The following is a 16,097-nucleotide window of genomic DNA, read 5'->3' as shown; positions in this document are numbered from 1 at the left end:
CAAAATGACTCCAGATGAGTTTTACTATGACCAGCTACCACAACAAAATAAGGTAGCTTAACTAGAGCAGAGTATCACTTATAAATAAGCTTTTAGTTGTTCAAACATGTGGGACCACCTCTATGGTCAACCATTTTTAGCTTTAATTAAATACTGTATGGAGGTGTTTGTAGGAAGTAGTATAAGGATTTCATCTATAAAACAAGCTGTATATGGAGTAAAGTTGTATCTTGATTTCGCTTATGCAAACAGAGATCAATGTCAAAACTCACAAGAATTATTTAAAAGATTTTTTTATTCTTTGGATAAAGGAACTATTGATGATGAGGGCTTTGATCCAACAGGTTTGTATTGGTATGGTTGGAGTGAAAATACTAAAACTATATATACTCAAGCAGTAAGTTACTTTTCTGATTGGCTTCATAAAAATTACGGAAATGAATTTTTGAATCCTTTAGTTAGCGCTGATTATAGAACTCAAGTTATTCTATATTATGCTTATTACTATAAACAAAAAAATAATATTTTGTCTCATATTAATTCTGAGCAGAATAAAGATAAGAACAACTACACAAGAGCACTTAGAACTCATAAATCAGTGAGAAAAGAAAGTGGTGATGAACAACAATTTCCCTTGCATTTATTTATTAAATTGATGAAATACGGATTTAAAAATGTAAGGGATTTGAGAGCAGCTTTAAGAGACAAGTTAATATTGTTACTTATGCATGGGACAGGTTTAAGAGCATCGGAAGCCTTACATTTATGGGCAATAGATGTAGATATGATGACGAGAACAATAAAAATTTTTCACCCTCAAATGGGGGAAGCTCCGAATAGATGGAAAAGTAAATTTAGTCAAAAATTTGATAGAGAGCAGTATCTGAAAGAAGTTTATTCACTTAAACCAAGAACTATTTTAAATAATAATCAGCATTTAGGTTGGAAGAGTAAAGTAGTGGATAGTCAGGGTGCATTACCACTATTATGGTATTCACAAGAAGTTAAGAATTTATTTTTTAAGTTATGGGAAGTTTACTTACTTGAGATAGCATCTTTAAAATTAAACCATCCGTATGCTTTTATTAACTTTAATAAAAAAGATTTTGGTGACCCCTATACATTGTCGAGTTTTAATAAAAATTATGAAGTGGCTATGGCTAAAATTGATACTGAAGTAAGTAAGTCTCTAGGTACAAGTACTCATGGACATAGACATAATTATTCTATGACACTTAAAAGAATGGGAGTGAATCCTATAATTATACAACGTGCTTTACATCATTCTTCAATAGATTCTCAAATTACATATACTTCTGAAAGCCAAGCTCAGGCTCTTAAAAGTTTTAGTGTGATAGAACAAGAATTGAATAAACACAAAAACCCTCATGAAGATATTAGCTGGGATGAGTTATTAAAATTTCATTATTAAGAAAAGTGTTGAAATCTGCATCTAATGCATTTATCCAATCATATAACTCAATTATATCTATTCTACGATCAAAGTTTTCAACTTTGGCTACATAGGATTGTGGTTTTTTTAACGACGAAGCTACCTGTACCTGAGTAATTTTTTTTAACTCACGTATAGCAATAAGTTTTTGTATCAGTTTTCTGTAACGAGGATCGTGTATTGAGCTCATAGCTCAAGATGTTGTACTATTAACAAAAATATCCCAAAATAGGATATTTTTGTTAATTTATGATGATGCGGTAGATTTGTATGTATATAAATCAAACTCTTAAGAGCTGTTTGGTTGAATTCTTAGCAACAACAGACTTTAAGGCAAAAGAATTCAAGGATATCAGAAAGATGTTTATTGAAGCTTATCCAGAATTTAAGGCAAAAAAGTTTTATCAAAAAATCTATCAAACTGTTAGAGAGCTACAAGAATGCGGTTTTATATCAGTTGATAATTCGACATGTACCTATAAATATACGTCAGCGTATAGAAGTTCTGATTTGCTTGATTATTTAGCAAATAAGATTACTTCATCTTCGGTTCAAGAGCAGCTATATCAAGATTACACTCGACTTGAAGAAGAGGTAGAGAAAGTAAAGTTGGAAATAGACATATTAGCTAAGTATATGCGTCTATATCCAATAATAGTTGATAAGATCTCTTGTTGCGTATTGGATGCGAAAATGTATTTGAAAAGTCTTCAATCAGAAATCACTGTATTAAACAAACTCATAGCCTGTGTTTCAAAAAATTGACGAGTAGTAAATATTTTAATATCTGTTTATTTGATTATTAATTTCATGTTTTCGGAATCAATTTGATGGTGAGTGAATCAAATAGCTTTTTCTCTTAATTTCTACCACAATACCCTCAAAGAAATTTGAGAGTCATCAGTGTGATTACAGGCGAAATTAAAAGCAAAATTGACCAGATTTGGAACTCTTTTTGGAGTGGTGGTATTTCCAATCCTCTAGAAGTCATGGAGCAAATGACTTATCTGCTCTTTATCCGCCGACTAGATGAAATTCAGATTACCAAAGAAAAGAAAGCCAACCGCCTAAAAACTGCTGTAGAAAAGCCAATTTTTACACTTGAGCAAGATCATTTACGTTGGTCTAAATTTATTACGCTGGGCGATCCATCACAGCTTTACAATACCATCGCTAATGAAGTTTTTCCTTTCATTAAAAGCATTGGTAATGAAGATGACACCACATACAGTCATCACATGAAGGATGCTCGTTTTACTATTCCAAATGCTGCACTTTTAACTAAAGTGGTCGATCTATTGGCTGAAGTGCCAATGGATGATAAAGATACCAAAGGTGATATTTACGAGTACATGCTTGGCAAAATCGCTTCAGCAGGTCAGAACGGTCAGTTCCGTACACCTCGCCATATCATCAAGATGATTGTAGAGCTGATGCAGCCGAAACCCACGGATACCATCTGTGACCCTGCATGTGGTACAGCAGGCTTTCTTGTTGCAGCCAGTGAATACTTGAACCAACATTATAGCACCGAGATTTTTGCCAATCCTGAAGCAGCTAAACGCTTTAGTGAAGAAACTTTCTTTGGCTATGACTTTGACAGCACTATGCTTCGTATTGGTTCGATGAACATGATGCTGCACGGGGTAGAAAACCCAAGTATTGAAAACCGTGATTCTTTGAGCGAAGCGCATTCACATATTGAAAATCAGTTCAGCTTAATTCTTGCCAACCCACCATTTGCAGGCAGCCTAGACTACGAAAGCTGTGCCAAGAATATTCAGGCAATCGTAAAAACTAAAAAGACGGAACTGCTATTTTTAGCCTTGTTCTTACGCATATTAAAAACAGGTGGTCGTGCTGCGATCATTGTGCCTGATGGTGTATTATTCGGTTCTTCTAAAGCGCATAAAGATTTGCGTCAGAAGATTGTGGAAGAACAAAAGCTTGAAGCTATTATTTCGATGCCTTCAGGTGTATTTAAACCGTATGCAGGCGTTTCGACTGCCATTCTGATTTTCACCAAAACTCAATCTGGTGGTACAGACAAGGTTTGGTTCTATGACATGCAGGCAGATGGTTATTCGCTAGATGATAAGCGTAATGAACTCGATGCGTCTAAGCATGAAAATAATAATATTCCTGAGATTATTGCTCGTTTTAAAAATTTAGAAGCGGAAACAGATCGTAAAGCGACTGATCAAAGTTTTTTAGTAGATAAGGCTGATATTGCTGCCAATGGTTATGACTTGTCGATTAACCGCTATAAGGAAGTAGTATATGAGCAAGTAGAATATGAAATACCAAGTAAGATTCTGGCTGATTTAGAGCTGCTTGAACATGACATTCTCACAGGAATGAATGAGCTTAAGGAGTTACTTAAGTGAGTTTTCAAAAGGCAAAAATCTCTTCACTAAAATTGGATAGCAAAGAAAAATATCAAACTCAAAATGATAAAATTTGGTTATTAAATCTTGATCAAATTGAGCAACATACAGGAAAAATCTTATCTAAAGAATATATAAATACTTCAGAGATTGGAATTTCAACTCATTATTTTAGAAAAGGAACAGTTCTTTATTCTAAATTACGACCTTACCTAAATAAGGTTGTGGTTGCAGATGAAGATGGATTTGCTACAACAGAGTTAGTGCCTATAAATTGTGATTTGAATAAAATTAATCCAGAGTATTTAGCTTATTTTTTAAGATCAGATATTTTTCTTAATTTTGCTACTAATGTAGTTGCTGGTGCAAAAATGCCTCGTATGGTAATGAGTGAGTTTTGGAATTATGACATTCCACTTCCACCACTTTCAGAACAACGCCGAATTGCATCTATTCTAGATAAAGCAGATAAGCTACGCCAAAAGCGTCAACAAGCTATTGAAAAGTTAGATCAGCTTTTACAAGCCACGTTTATTAATATGTTTGGTGATCCTGTGAGTAATCCTAAAGGATGGGAATGCTGTAAATTAGGAAAAATTGTAATCATCAAAGGTGGTGGTACACCTAGCCGTAATATTGATGAATATTGGAATGGTCAAATACCATGGGTTACAGTGAAAGATTTCAAAGAAAATTTACTTATTAATGGCGCTTTAGAATCAATCACTATAGAAGGCGTTAATAACAGTGCAACAAATATAATTCCTAAAGGGACTTTAATTATGCCTACTCGAATGGGGCTGGGGAAAGTTGCATTAACTGGGTTGAATGTTGCAATTAATCAGGATATCAAAGCCTTATTTATCAAAGATGAGCAAAAAATATCACAAAATTTTCTTTTATATTTCTTACTTCAAATGAAAAACCAAATTATTTCTTTAGGTAAAGGAGCAACTGTTAAAGGTATTACTTTGGAAGATTTAAATTCTTTTAACACAATTAATCCCCCCTTAGATTTACAGGAAAAGTGGTCTAAGATTGCATTAGCTATTGATGATCAAAAACAGAAGCTTTATAAACAATTAGAGATTCAAGAAAATCTTTTTAAATCATTACAAAACCAGGCATTTAGCGGGAAATTATAATTTATTTAAAAGTGCCTTAATCTCATTGATTTAGGCACTGTTTAATAAATGAGACTCTGCCAATAATAGCTTTAATTTAGAGCAATAAGAAGATAAACATTCAACAGCATTATCAATAGTTCGATGCTCACCAAAAGCTAGGTTTAATGTACCATCAACCACACAGCGCTCTATTACCTTTTGGTTTATGGCATCAAAACCTAACCGAGAAATAAGAATGAGCATAGCTGTTTCTAAAGTATAGACACGTCCAGCTAAGCTGTTTGCAATTTCACTTAATGATGGTGTAGCTAATAAGGATGCTAAACAACGCTTATCGCCTGTGGCAAGTTTAGAAGATGGGGAGTTGTAAGCTGACAAAATTAATTGTGCTTCGCCACCATCAATATTTTGGGCATTAAGCAATTCATCTAAAAGCTCAGTCTGTGGTACAACATCTTGAATAATATTTGTACGCCCAAGAAATTCATGCAATTGTTGAAGACATTGAGGGTTAGTCAATTTCTTTTTGCCTTGTTTAGGGATCGCAAATTTTGCGCTCGGGGTAACAAAAAAGTCACTATCCTGAGTCTGTATGGCTTCACAGAATGGGAGAAGTAAATCACAACCTGCTAATTTGATTAAAATATCATTATCAGTGAATACAATCACATTCACATCCCAATGAGATGGCGTAAAGCCTTTTCATCGTCAAGGCGATCTACATCAACATATTGCATAAAAGTTGATTTTGCAATTTCTTGATCAGATTCGCTAATACTTAGCTTTCTGACTAAGGCTTGACATGCACTATTCGCAATTGGCATGCACTGATTAGTGTGTCCGTAATTTAAGACAATGTGGAGTGGGTCAACTTTATGGTCACGTCCTACACTTAAAGCTGAAACTGCTAATGTACTTGGGTATAAATTTCTTTCTGATCTATATGCTGCATCACTATTACCAGTCAATAATTCTAGTGCGAATTGGTTGGCAGCTTGCTCAATGTCTTCGTCATTGTGTTCACTAATTTTTTCGTCAATGACCCAGTTATCATTTGTTACATGACCTAAAATAATATGACCAAGCTCATGGGCTAAATGGAAAACTAAATAACCATATTTATGCTTGCTTGTGAGGATAATGACAGGGCGATCATATAACTTTAAGGCTAACCCCTGCATTTTAGGGGAAGGTAAATTTTCCAAAAAAATAACAGGAACACCAATTTCCCAACAGTAATCCAGCAAAATATTAAAATCTATCCATGGGCAATTTCGATTGAGTAATGTTTCTCGTATGCTTTGGGCAGATAAATTTTCTAATTGAGCTAGAGATGAGTCATAAGCTTCAAGTGTCAATCTTCCAGAAAGGGAAGAAAGCGCAACGGCTTTGTTCAAATCATGTTCTTGAACATTTTTAGCATGCTTAAATTTATGATTGGGTAAATTGAAACTAGGGTCTACATCACCTATCAAACTGCTATAACGAATACTCAAGTATTTCGAAAGTATCAATGATGCTTCTTGTAAGCCAGCAGGTGTTTTAGCGATGTCATCATGCCACCATTCAGGTAAAAGTTTTTTAATGGTTGATTTTTTAAACCCTAGGTGATGTAACTTTGTATATAGGGTTTGCATAGGGCTAATTGTTTTTGTAGTCATAGCAGCCTCCTTAAAACACAAATGCCTAAAATATTTTGTGAAACATTATACTTTATTTCGTGGAACGAAAACTATTTAAATTTTTATAAACTAAAGAAATAAATACAAATTTACATTTTGATTTGTATAATCATATCTAATATTTATTATTAAGTAATTGTTTAGTTAATAAAAAAATGGAGAGGAAATGAGTAATTTTCAGTTTTTAGAGCCTGAATTTTCAAGCTTAGCTATAACGGCTAAAGAAGCTGAAAAGCTTGTGTATATTTCCCCGCAAGCATCTTTGATGTTTGCCCGAAATTCATTAGAAAACCTTGTCTTTTGGCTGTATCAATACGATAAAAAACTCACTCAACCCTACGATCCATCCCTGTATAGCCTGATCACCGATGTAAAATTCAAGGACATTATCCCGCCCTATATTTGGGACAAGATGGATAACATCCGCATGGTGGGCAACAGTGCGGTACATGGCAAAAAATTCAAACAACTGACCACTGAAGAAACAGTTAAACACATCAGCCATTTATTCCTCATCTATGTGTGGTTTGAGCGTACTTATGGCTCACCATCAAAAGATCGCTCTCAGGCTGTTCTATTTAACCCTAAACTGATTTCTAACGCAGACAGCACCCAACCAGTCACAGCAAACAAAGAGCAGCTACAGCAAGACGCCAAAGCCTTTGATAAAGAATTTGCTGAACAACACAAAGCGTTGCGTGAACGTGAACAAAAACTCTTAGAACTCTCTGCAAGTTTGGAAGAACGTGAACAACTGCTCGCCAATATTGATGCTGATCTAGCTCAGAAACGTCAGCAAGTCGAACAAGCCAAACTTGCCAATAGCAAAGTTAAAGACACTACGGATTATAAAGAAAACGAAACTCGTAAGCTTAAAATTGACCTTCTGCTTGAAGAAGCAGGTTGGGAAATTGGCATTACTGCACGAGAAGAAGTTCCAGTCACAGGAATGCCAAGCGCATCAGGTAAAGGTTCAGTCGATTATGTACTGTATGATGCTAATGGCTTACCTTTGGCGTTGGTAGAAGCTAAACGTACATCGGTTGATCCTGAAGTGGGTCAACAACAGGCAAAACTCTATGCCGACTGTTTAGAACAACAAACAGGACAACGCCCTGTCATTTTCTACACCAATGGCTATCGCACTCGTATCTGGAATGACGTACAAGGTGGCCCACCTCGTTTAGTTCATGGCTTCTACACCCAAGCTGAACTAAAACGCCTGATTGAAAGACGTAAAAATGACCCTGATCTTGGCAGTTTCCCAATCAATGCCAATATTGTAGAGCGTTACTATCAGACCCGCGCCATCAAAGCCATGCTCGCTGCGTTTCAACGTAAGGAACGTGCAGGCTTGCTCATCATGGCAACAGGTACAGGGAAAACCCGTACTGCGATTGCCTTGGTCGATGTGTTGATGAAAGCCAATGTAGTGCAAAAAGTCCTATTTCTCGCTGACCGTACTTCTCTGGTGGTACAAGCCACCAACGCCTTTAAAGCCAACTTACCTGATTCTGCGCCCGTCAATTTGGTTGAAAGTAAAACCCAGAATGGACGGGTTTATCTTTCTACCTATCAGACTATGATGGGCTTGATTGATGAAATGAATGCGGATGGCACACGCAAATACGGTACAGGCATGTTTGACCTGATTATTGTCGATGAAGCCCACCGTAGCGTGTACCAAAAATTCGGTGAGATTTTTAAATACTTTGACAGCCTGCTTGTCGGTTTGACCGCTACACCACGCGATGAAGTAGACCGCGATACCTATGCATTGTTTGGTTTAGAAAGCGGTGTCCCAACCGATTACTATGATTTAAACCAAGCCATTGCCGATGGCTATCTCGTACCACCTAAAGCCTATTCAGTGCCATTGAAGTTCATGCGTGAAGGCGTGAAATATGATGAGCTTTCAGAAGAAGAAAAACTGCATTGGGATGAACTGGATTGGGATGGTGGTGATGCTCCTGATGAGGTAACGGCATCCAAGATCAACAAAGAACTGTTCAATACTGGTACGGTAGACAAGATGCTTCAACACTTGATGGAAAATGGCATCAAGGTTGAAGGTGGAGATATGTTGGGTAAAACCATCATCTTTGCAGTCAATCAGAACCATGCCAACTTCATTGCAGAACGCTTTGATAAAAACTATCCGCACTATGACGGCAAGTTTGCCCGTGTCATCACACACTCGACCAAGTATGCACAAAGCTTGATTGATAGTTTCAGTAAAAAAGATCTGGCTGATCCACAAGTTGCCATTTCTGTAGATATGCTCGATACAGGGATTGATGTTCCTGAAGTGGTTAACCTCGTATTCTTCAAAGCTGTACGCTCAAAAGTGAAGTTTACGCAGATGATTGGGCGCGGTACACGGCTTTGCAAAGACCTGTTTGCTCCTGAAATGGACAAGAAAGAATTCTATATTTTCGACTACTGTTCCAATTTTGAATACTTCAATGAAAATCCTGATGGTGCGCCTGTATCTACTACAGAGCCATTGGGACAACGCCTATTCAAAGCTCGATTGAATGTTTTGAGTTTGCTTAATTCACCCGATTATCAAACTGAAGAAATGAAAGCTGTACAGCAAGAAATGCGTCAGAGCTTGCAGACTGAAGTGAAGTCGATGAACACAGACAACTTCATTGTGAAATCCGAAATTGAGCATGTTGAACACTTTAAAAATGATGTGGCCTGGGACAACTTGGATGACCTTGCAATTGGCACATTACAAGAACATATTTCTAAGCTTCCGAACGAACTAGAGTCTGAGCCACTAGAAGCCAAGCTGCTTGACATGCTTTGCTATAACATCGAACTTGCCGTGTTGGAAAAAAATACTAAGGCAATTCAAGTTTATGCCAATAAAGTCATCGAAATCGCTTCTAAATTGGAAACTAAAGAAAATATTCCTGTAGTCGCTGCACAGATTAACCTGATTCAAGAAATACAAACTGAAGCCTATTGGGAAGGCATCACTGTTCCAATGCTGGAGGTGATGCGTAAACGTATCCGAGGCTTGGTGAAGCTGATTGAGAAGTCTACCTCAACGATTGTTTACTCGATGCTTGATGATGAAATTGGTGAAGCAACAGAGGTTGATATTCCTGTGGTTTCCAGTGGTGTAAACCTTGCTCAGTATCGTAAACGTGTCGAGAGTTTCATTAAAGCCAATGAAGATCACATCACCATTGCCAAATTGAAGCGTGGCTTGGCTCTTACCCCAACTGACATGAATGAACTAGAACGATTTGTGTTTGAAGCTCAGGAAGTGGAAAGCAAAGATAAATTTGAGGAATGTTTTGGTACAGATAAACCATTACCCTTATTCATCCGATCTCTCGTTGGTTTGGATCGCCCAGCAGTACAGAAGGCCTTTTCTAAGTACCTGCAAGGCTCAATTTATAATGAAAAACAAATTCGTTTTGTGGAAATGGTGATTGAGCATTTAACCATTCGGGGAACTTTAGAAGCATCTCAACTTTATGAACCACCATTTAACCAGATTCACTTTGAAGGAATTGATGGAGTATTTGGAGATAATGATGCTGATAACATATTTGAGGTTGTTGAAGCGTTTAATGAATCTGCGGTGGCGTAAACTTTAAAATTTTATTTAATAATGTACTAGGGGTTAATTTATGAATGCACATTCATATGAAATGGAAAAAACAACGTTAATCAATGAAATAGATCGTACAAGTTCATTAATTAACAAATTAATTAGCAACGTAGATTTAGAGCTGTTAAATAGTCAGCAACTTGAAAAACTTAAAAACTATAGTGAGAAGAACAAAAAGCTCAAACACAAATTAGAAAGTAATGAGTTTGAAATTGCTATTGTTGGCTTAGAGAAGGCTGGTAAGTCCACTTTTGCTAATGCCCTGATTGATAACTATGTATTACCTTCAGCACCCGAACGATGTACTTTTACTACAACGAGATTAGTTAGCGGATCGGATAAAGCTACTGTAGAGTTTTATACTGAAGCTGAATTTAATCAAATTTTTCAAGACATGCTTTTGGAGCTTGAATATCCAGCAGCAACAAGTGTTAGTTTTAAAGATTTAGACAGTAATGAATTTGAGACCTACTTTGCTAATTTAGAAGAAAAAAATAATCAACTGCATAAAAATCATGTAGGTAAAACAGATCAAGAGATCTTAGATATTTTGAAATCTAAGTCAAAATTGACTCTAAATGGAGGAAAGATAGAATTTCATGGAGATGAGTTAAACGAAGATAAATTTCAAACGTATATTAAAGGAGAAAAAAATGATACTTCAAAACCAAGAAGTGTTAAAAAAATTGAAATTGAATCCTCGAAACTAAATCAGATTGAAACAGCAATAATTTATGATGTCCCTGGTTTTGACTCTCCAACAAAATTGCATATCCGTCAAACGGAAGAACGTTTAAAAAATGCAGATGCTATTATTTTAGTTACGAATGCTGGAACTAATCCTAGTATTCAAGGAACGTCATTAAGTGTTATTAAAAATAATACTGATAGTGATGGAATTGCTTTAAAAGATAAATTATTTGTTTTTGGTAATCAAATTGACAGAGTAAATAACCCTGATCAATTGAATGGTAACTATGAAATCTTAAAGAATGATGTTCTAAAATATAAAATTGGTACGGAAAAAAGAGTATTTTCTGGGTCGGCATATAAGTATCTTGTATCTGAAAAATCCATTATCCAAGATAAAGATTATGTATGTAAGTATGATATTGATTCTGGTATAGATGCTATTAGATCTGAATTGGAACATTATTATCAGACTGAGAGATTTCAAATATTAAAACAAAAAGTAAATACAAATTTAAAATGTATTAAAACTGTTTTTGAAGAAATTCATCAAAATAACGACTCAAACTACAATATTGAAACTTCCTCTGATAAACAAAAAAGCTTAATTATTACAGCAGAATATCGTAAAATTCAGAAAAGATTAAGAGAGCAACTCAAGACATTTATTTTTAATAAAAAGCATCAGATTCATAACGAAAAATGGTTATCTAATAAAATTCAAGAGGAAATTGAAAGTAATAAGTATTTTAATGAAGTTGAAGAAGAGTTATTTGATAAAGTAAGAATTCTTACTGATGAAAGTATTCGTGTCGATTTACAAGTGGAGAAAGTAAATAGACATATGAGAGATGAAATTCATCTACAGTATTTAGAAGATTACCTAAACTTAATCAAAGATATTACTAATGAAAATTGTAAAGAAATTGAAGTCTTATTGCTTAAAGAGTTTGCAAGTGCTGTAACTGGGAATTCTTCATATAGCGAAGAGATTCAAGAGCTGTGTGAAAATATAATAAAGAAAATCACTTCAGAAGTTGCTCACAATTCATATAGATTTACATATCTCGTAGAAAGATTTTCCAGGGATATATTTGATATACTGTTAAATTCTCCGATAGCAAGCCATGATAGGATGAATCGTTTTGAAAGATCTAGTCATGAAATAATACATCTAGATCATTATTATTCAAAAGGGCAAGGTAATCTTGTAAACTTGCTTTTAAGCCAAAATGAAAGTTCTTTAATTGTTGATGCTGTCAACACAATTCCGAAGCTAACAATGGATGTAATTAGAATTGCAAATAGTATAAATGGTTCTAATCAAACTATTGAATCTTTGCAAAAAATACTTAGCTCATTTAAAGATATTGTTCCATCTTCAATTGTTGAAAAAATCCCTAATCCGCAGGTCATCTTGGATAAATATAACATACGTCCTAGTACTACGAAGGAAATGGTGATTAAAGAAATTAACAATGATATTAACAACCTTAAAAAAATCTTGATTAAAGCTGTTATTCCAGCCATAGATCTTGAATTAGTGTTTATTAATGGTGTTGATAAACAAGTTAAGTTGTTGTTATCAGCTATGGAAAATGAAAATCATAAATTTGCAAAAACTTTTGATGAGTTTTTATCTAATATAGTTCCAATAGTAAAGAAAAATGATCTAGATAATGTGGGAAATATTATTGAAAGATTAGAGTTAAAAAAATCTATCCTAAATAGTTTATTAGCATAATTTATTTTTGTTAAAACTAATCTGACAGTTATTCATACAATGTAGTATCTGTCAGGTTTTATATTAGTATGAAATTTTATTTAGCCTTTTCTGGTAATATCTATATAAAGTTGGTCTTATTCTAAAGCTATTTATAGTTGTTTAAGTTTCTTAATGTGGTTTTTTATATAATAAAATTATTTGTATTGAAATTATACATTTAATTTTTAATTCATTTTTAGTGTTACTTATTATTGAAATGTTTAATGAGAGTGATGTAGCATAAATAATTGAAAATATATAGGTAAATATATGGGTAATAAATATTATAATTCTTCAGAAGACACGTGGGTAGATGCTCTTAAGGATGATGGAACTGAGAATGATTATTTTGAAACTGAAATAAAAAATAAGTTAAAATCTGCATTGCAAATGCCTAATATTATGGTGCTTGCAGGAAGCGGAACTTCATTAGGTGATGTTGTTAATGGCCCTAAAATGCGGGATTTATGGTTAGCCTGTACCACAGAAGATATGGAGGAAACTGCTAAAGATTGTTTTGGTGAAAGTAAATATATTTCTGAGGATATTAAAAATCAAAATATAGAAGTATGTCTATCTCATTGTGAAGCATATTTACAAGTTGGTGAGGAAACAGAAAAAACAGAACTATTTTTAAATGAGTGTAAGAAACTTATTTTAAAAAAATGTAGGTTTATAAATGATAAAGATACTCAGTTAGTTGGTCACAAAGAATTTATTAGAAAATTAGCTAGAAGAAAGTCAAAAGATCCCAGAGTTAAGTTGTTTACGACGAATTATGATACATGTTTTGAAGACGCTGCTGGATTATTAGGTATTACTGTAATAGATGGATTTTCTTTTTCGATTCCTCGTATTTACGATGCTAGGTTTTTTGATATGGATATTGTCCGAAGAAATACGACAACGTCTTCAACAAACATCCATTATTTAGAAGGTGTATATCAGCTCTATAAGCTACATGGATCTACAAATTGGAGTCGCGATAGTGATAGTCCTTATATCATCAAACAAGAAGAAAATGTGGAGGCTGAAGATAGCTGTATGATTTTTCCTGCAAAAGGAAAATATCAACAGTCATATATACAACCACACTTAGAACTAATTGCTCGCTTTTCACAAAGTCTGAGAGAGCCAAATACATGCTTAATTATTGCTGGATTTGGTTTTAATGATGATCATTTATCTGAACCAATTTTATCTGCAATACTCTCTAATCCACATTTAAAAGTGATTATTGTGTCACCTTGTATTGAAAGTGATTTTAAAAAAGTTCCACCTGATACTTCTAAATATTGGGGAATCTTTAAAAAGATTGCTGCTGATAGAAAAAATGATGAGATTTTTTTCATCAATTGTGATTTTCAACAATTTTCAAGTCTCATTCCTGATCTTACAGCTTTATCTCCTGCGGAGAATCTTCATGTAAATATGAAAAAGCTCTTTGGAGCTTCACATGTATAATAATGGTGTGATTAAACCTGAATTACTTTTTGGTAAAGTAAATGCTGTAAATGCAAATTCAGTAAACTTTGAATATATTAATCTTCAACATCAGGCAACTTATTTTCATGGTAAACGTTATGGAAAAGGAGAGGTTGGTGAATTCATATTAATTGAAAGTCAGGTAAACTTAATTCTTGGTCGTATTGTAGAAATAAAAAAAGACGATTTAGAACAATCAAATTTGGAAATTGCTGGAAGAATTCACTTGCTTGGCACAATTCAAATGGATAATTTATATGTTACAGCAGGTGTTGAATACTATCCAAACATTAATGATCTTATTTATTCAGCTCCACATGAACTTATAGCTCAACTGCCCAAACGCATGAATAAAGAGACACCGAAGGTTGAATTAAATATCGGTTATATCGATGTAGATCAAGGCTGTGATATCACAGTAACCCCAGAAAAGCTATTTGGACGACATTTGGGAATTTTAGGCTCTACGGGTGGCGGTAAAAGTTACACGACAGCAAAGATTTTAGAAGAATGTAGAAAATTCAATTCGAAAATAATTATTCTTGATCCTACGGGAGAGTATAAGGATTTTTCTGGAGATGATATTGAAAATGTTCATTTGAGTGAACCTATCAATCCAGCTATTGATTCTTATGCTGTTAGCCTCCCTCCAGAATGCTTTCAAGAAACTGATTTTATAGCTTTATTTGAACCTTCTGGGAAAGTACAAGGTCCTAAATTTCGGGAGGCGATTCGCAGTTTAAGATTAGCTAAAATCATTGAACAGAGAAATGATGAGCATGTAGAAAAAATTGAAAGAGGTGTTTACCTTAAAATTGGAAAATATGAAAAAAGTTGGACACAAACTATTCGATATATTGGGGGAACTGAACAGCTTGAGAACCCTAAATCTCCTTTTGATCCATCAAGGCTTTGTTTGCAGCTTAAACAAGAATGTATATATCCTGCGAATAGTAATGGTATATGGAATGAAGATCCCAGTAGTTTTAGCTATTGTTTGTCATTAATATCAAGAATAAATGGAATTACAAATTCTAAGACTTTTGGATTCGTCTTTAAGCCAAAAGCTGAGTTGCCTACACTTATACAAAAAATTGATCATTTTAATAGTTCAGATAAGAAAATTTTAAGAATAGATTTAAGTGATGTTGCATTTGAGTTTAAAGCTAGAGAAATTGTTGCAAATGCTATTGGTCGTCATCTATTGAGTCAAGCAAGGGCAAAGAAATTTTCAGATAAACCGATTGTTATCTTTCTAGATGAAGCACATAACTTTATTGGTAAATCTATTGGTAATGAAGATACGTTTGCCAAACTAGATTCATTTGAATTAATTGCTAAAGAAGGTCGAAAATTTGGTTTAAATATTTGTCTAGCGACTCAGAGACCAAGAGACATAACTGAGGGTGTTTTAAGCCAGTTAGGAACATTGATTGTCCATAGACTCACTAATGACCGTGATAGAGAAATAATTGAACGCGCTTGTGGTGAAATAGATAAAGCGGCATCAGACTTTTTACCAAGTTTACAGCCAGGGGAAGCTGTTCTCATTGGAAATGATTTTCCTATTCCTTTAACTGTAAATATCCACAAGCCAGTTGTAGCACCAAATTCATCTGGAGCAGACTTTCAAGATAAGTGGGCTTAATGAAAGTATTGTAAAAATTAAGTCATTTCAGATTAAATTCTTTTTGAATTAAATAATAAGCATAAATAAGTATTTGTCTTAAGTGGTCTACTCGGAACAGGAATAAGAGGTGGATCAGGAAATTTGAACAACACTTATAAGTGATATTTTGCTCCCCAAATGATGTTATAAACATCAATATATGGAGTATTTTATGGCACGTAGACCAAGAAGAAATCATTCAAATGAT

At 34.3% G+C, this 16,097-nt stretch carries 11 protein-coding genes; 8 read left to right on the top strand and 3 right to left on the bottom strand.

What is annotated here, in order from left to right; all coding sequences use genetic code 11:
- Positions 1 to 106: 106 nt before the first annotated feature.
- Positions 107 to 1,432 carry a gamma-mobile-trio recombinase GmtY gene (gene gmtY, locus HLH16_RS14900; RefSeq protein ID WP_171529908.1) on the top strand — a complete coding sequence of 442 codons (1,326 nt, stop codon included), beginning with the start codon at positions 107 to 109 and terminating at the stop codon, positions 1,430 to 1,432.
- Here gmtY and HLH16_RS14895 read toward each other — a convergent pair.
- Positions 1,398 to 1,643, bottom strand: a complete 246-nt coding sequence (locus HLH16_RS14895) for a helix-turn-helix domain-containing protein (protein ID WP_171529907.1) — start codon at positions 1,641 to 1,643, stop codon at positions 1,398 to 1,400. The genes gmtY and HLH16_RS14895 overlap by 35 nt on opposite strands.
- Positions 1,644 to 1,723: 80 nt before the next feature.
- Here HLH16_RS14895 and HLH16_RS14890 point away from each other — a divergent pair, with 80 nt between their 5' ends.
- From HLH16_RS14890 to HLH16_RS14880, 3 genes are all read left to right on the top strand, one after another.
- The gene (locus HLH16_RS14890; RefSeq protein ID WP_171529906.1) at positions 1,724 to 2,218 is read left to right on the top strand and encodes a hypothetical protein; all 495 of its coding nucleotides are present in this window, start codon (positions 1,724 to 1,726) and stop codon (positions 2,216 to 2,218) included.
- Between the two features lie 140 nt (positions 2,219 to 2,358).
- Positions 2,359 to 3,840: a type I restriction-modification system subunit M gene (locus HLH16_RS14885; protein WP_171529905.1), complete on the top strand. Its 1,482-nt coding sequence runs from the start codon at positions 2,359 to 2,361 to the stop codon at positions 3,838 to 3,840.
- Positions 3,837 to 4,985: a restriction endonuclease subunit S gene (locus HLH16_RS14880; RefSeq protein WP_171529904.1), complete on the top strand. Its 1,149-nt coding sequence runs from the start codon at positions 3,837 to 3,839 to the stop codon at positions 4,983 to 4,985. Before HLH16_RS14885 ends, HLH16_RS14880 begins: the two co-directional genes overlap by 4 nt.
- A 30-nt stretch (positions 4,986 to 5,015) precedes the next feature.
- Here HLH16_RS14880 and HLH16_RS14875 read toward each other — a convergent pair whose 3' ends face one another.
- Positions 5,016 to 5,636: a hypothetical protein gene (locus tag HLH16_RS14875; RefSeq protein ID WP_171529903.1), complete on the bottom strand. Its 621-nt coding sequence runs from the start codon at positions 5,634 to 5,636 to the stop codon at positions 5,016 to 5,018.
- A 2-nt stretch (positions 5,637 to 5,638) separates the two neighbouring features.
- The gene (locus tag HLH16_RS14870) at positions 5,639 to 6,628 is read right to left on the bottom strand and encodes an ImmA/IrrE family metallo-endopeptidase (protein WP_171529902.1); all 990 of its coding nucleotides are present in this window, start codon (positions 6,626 to 6,628) and stop codon (positions 5,639 to 5,641) included.
- A 187-nt stretch (positions 6,629 to 6,815) separates the two neighbouring features.
- On the opposite strand from HLH16_RS14870, the gene HLH16_RS14865 reads away from it, so the two are divergent.
- The 4 genes from HLH16_RS14865 to HLH16_RS14850 all read left to right on the top strand — a co-directional run bounded on the left by HLH16_RS14865 (position 6,816) and on the right by HLH16_RS14850 (position 15,868).
- A complete protein-coding gene (locus HLH16_RS14865; protein WP_171529901.1) occupies positions 6,816 to 10,259 on the top strand; it encodes a DEAD/DEAH box helicase family protein in 3,444 nt (1,147 codons plus the stop codon).
- Between the two features lie 40 nt (positions 10,260 to 10,299).
- A complete protein-coding gene (locus HLH16_RS14860; protein ID WP_171529900.1) occupies positions 10,300 to 12,714 on the top strand; it encodes a dynamin family protein in 2,415 nt (804 codons plus the stop codon).
- A gap of 291 nt (positions 12,715 to 13,005) precedes the next feature.
- Positions 13,006 to 14,199, top strand: a complete 1,194-nt coding sequence (locus HLH16_RS14855; protein ID WP_171529899.1) for an SIR2 family protein — start codon at positions 13,006 to 13,008, stop codon at positions 14,197 to 14,199.
- Entirely contained in the window at positions 14,192 to 15,868 is a 1,677-nt protein-coding gene (locus HLH16_RS14850; RefSeq protein WP_171529898.1) for an ATP-binding protein, read from the top strand. The genes HLH16_RS14855 and HLH16_RS14850 overlap by 8 nt, the downstream gene beginning before the upstream one ends.
- Positions 15,869 to 16,097 lie beyond the last annotated feature (229 nt).

It is taken from the genome of Acinetobacter sp. ANC 5378, from assembly GCF_013004315.1.
GTDB lineage: Bacteria > Pseudomonadota > Gammaproteobacteria > Pseudomonadales > Moraxellaceae > Acinetobacter.
This window is presented reverse-complemented; position numbering and strand designations above follow the sequence as displayed.

Bases quoted from the DNA above. Each gene is read 5' to 3' on its own strand.
- HLH16_RS14860 (WP_171529900.1), top strand. From the start codon at position 10,300: ATGAATGCACATTCATATGAAATGGAAAAAACAACGTTAATCAATGAA.
- HLH16_RS14870 (WP_171529902.1), bottom strand. From the start codon at position 6,628: ATGACTACAAAAACAATTAGCCCTATGCAAACCCTATATACAAAGTTA.
- HLH16_RS14895 (WP_171529907.1), bottom strand. From the start codon at position 1,643: ATGAGCTCAATACACGATCCTCGTTACAGAAAACTGATACAAAAACTT.
- HLH16_RS14890 (WP_171529906.1), top strand. From the start codon at position 1,724: ATGTATATAAATCAAACTCTTAAGAGCTGTTTGGTTGAATTCTTAGCA.
- HLH16_RS14865 (WP_171529901.1), top strand. From the start codon at position 6,816: ATGAGTAATTTTCAGTTTTTAGAGCCTGAATTTTCAAGCTTAGCTATA.
- HLH16_RS14855 (WP_171529899.1), top strand. From the start codon at position 13,006: ATGGGTAATAAATATTATAATTCTTCAGAAGACACGTGGGTAGATGCT.
- HLH16_RS14850 (WP_171529898.1), top strand. From the start codon at position 14,192: ATGTATAATAATGGTGTGATTAAACCTGAATTACTTTTTGGTAAAGTA.
- gmtY (WP_171529908.1), top strand. From the start codon at position 107: ATGTGGGACCACCTCTATGGTCAACCATTTTTAGCTTTAATTAAATAC.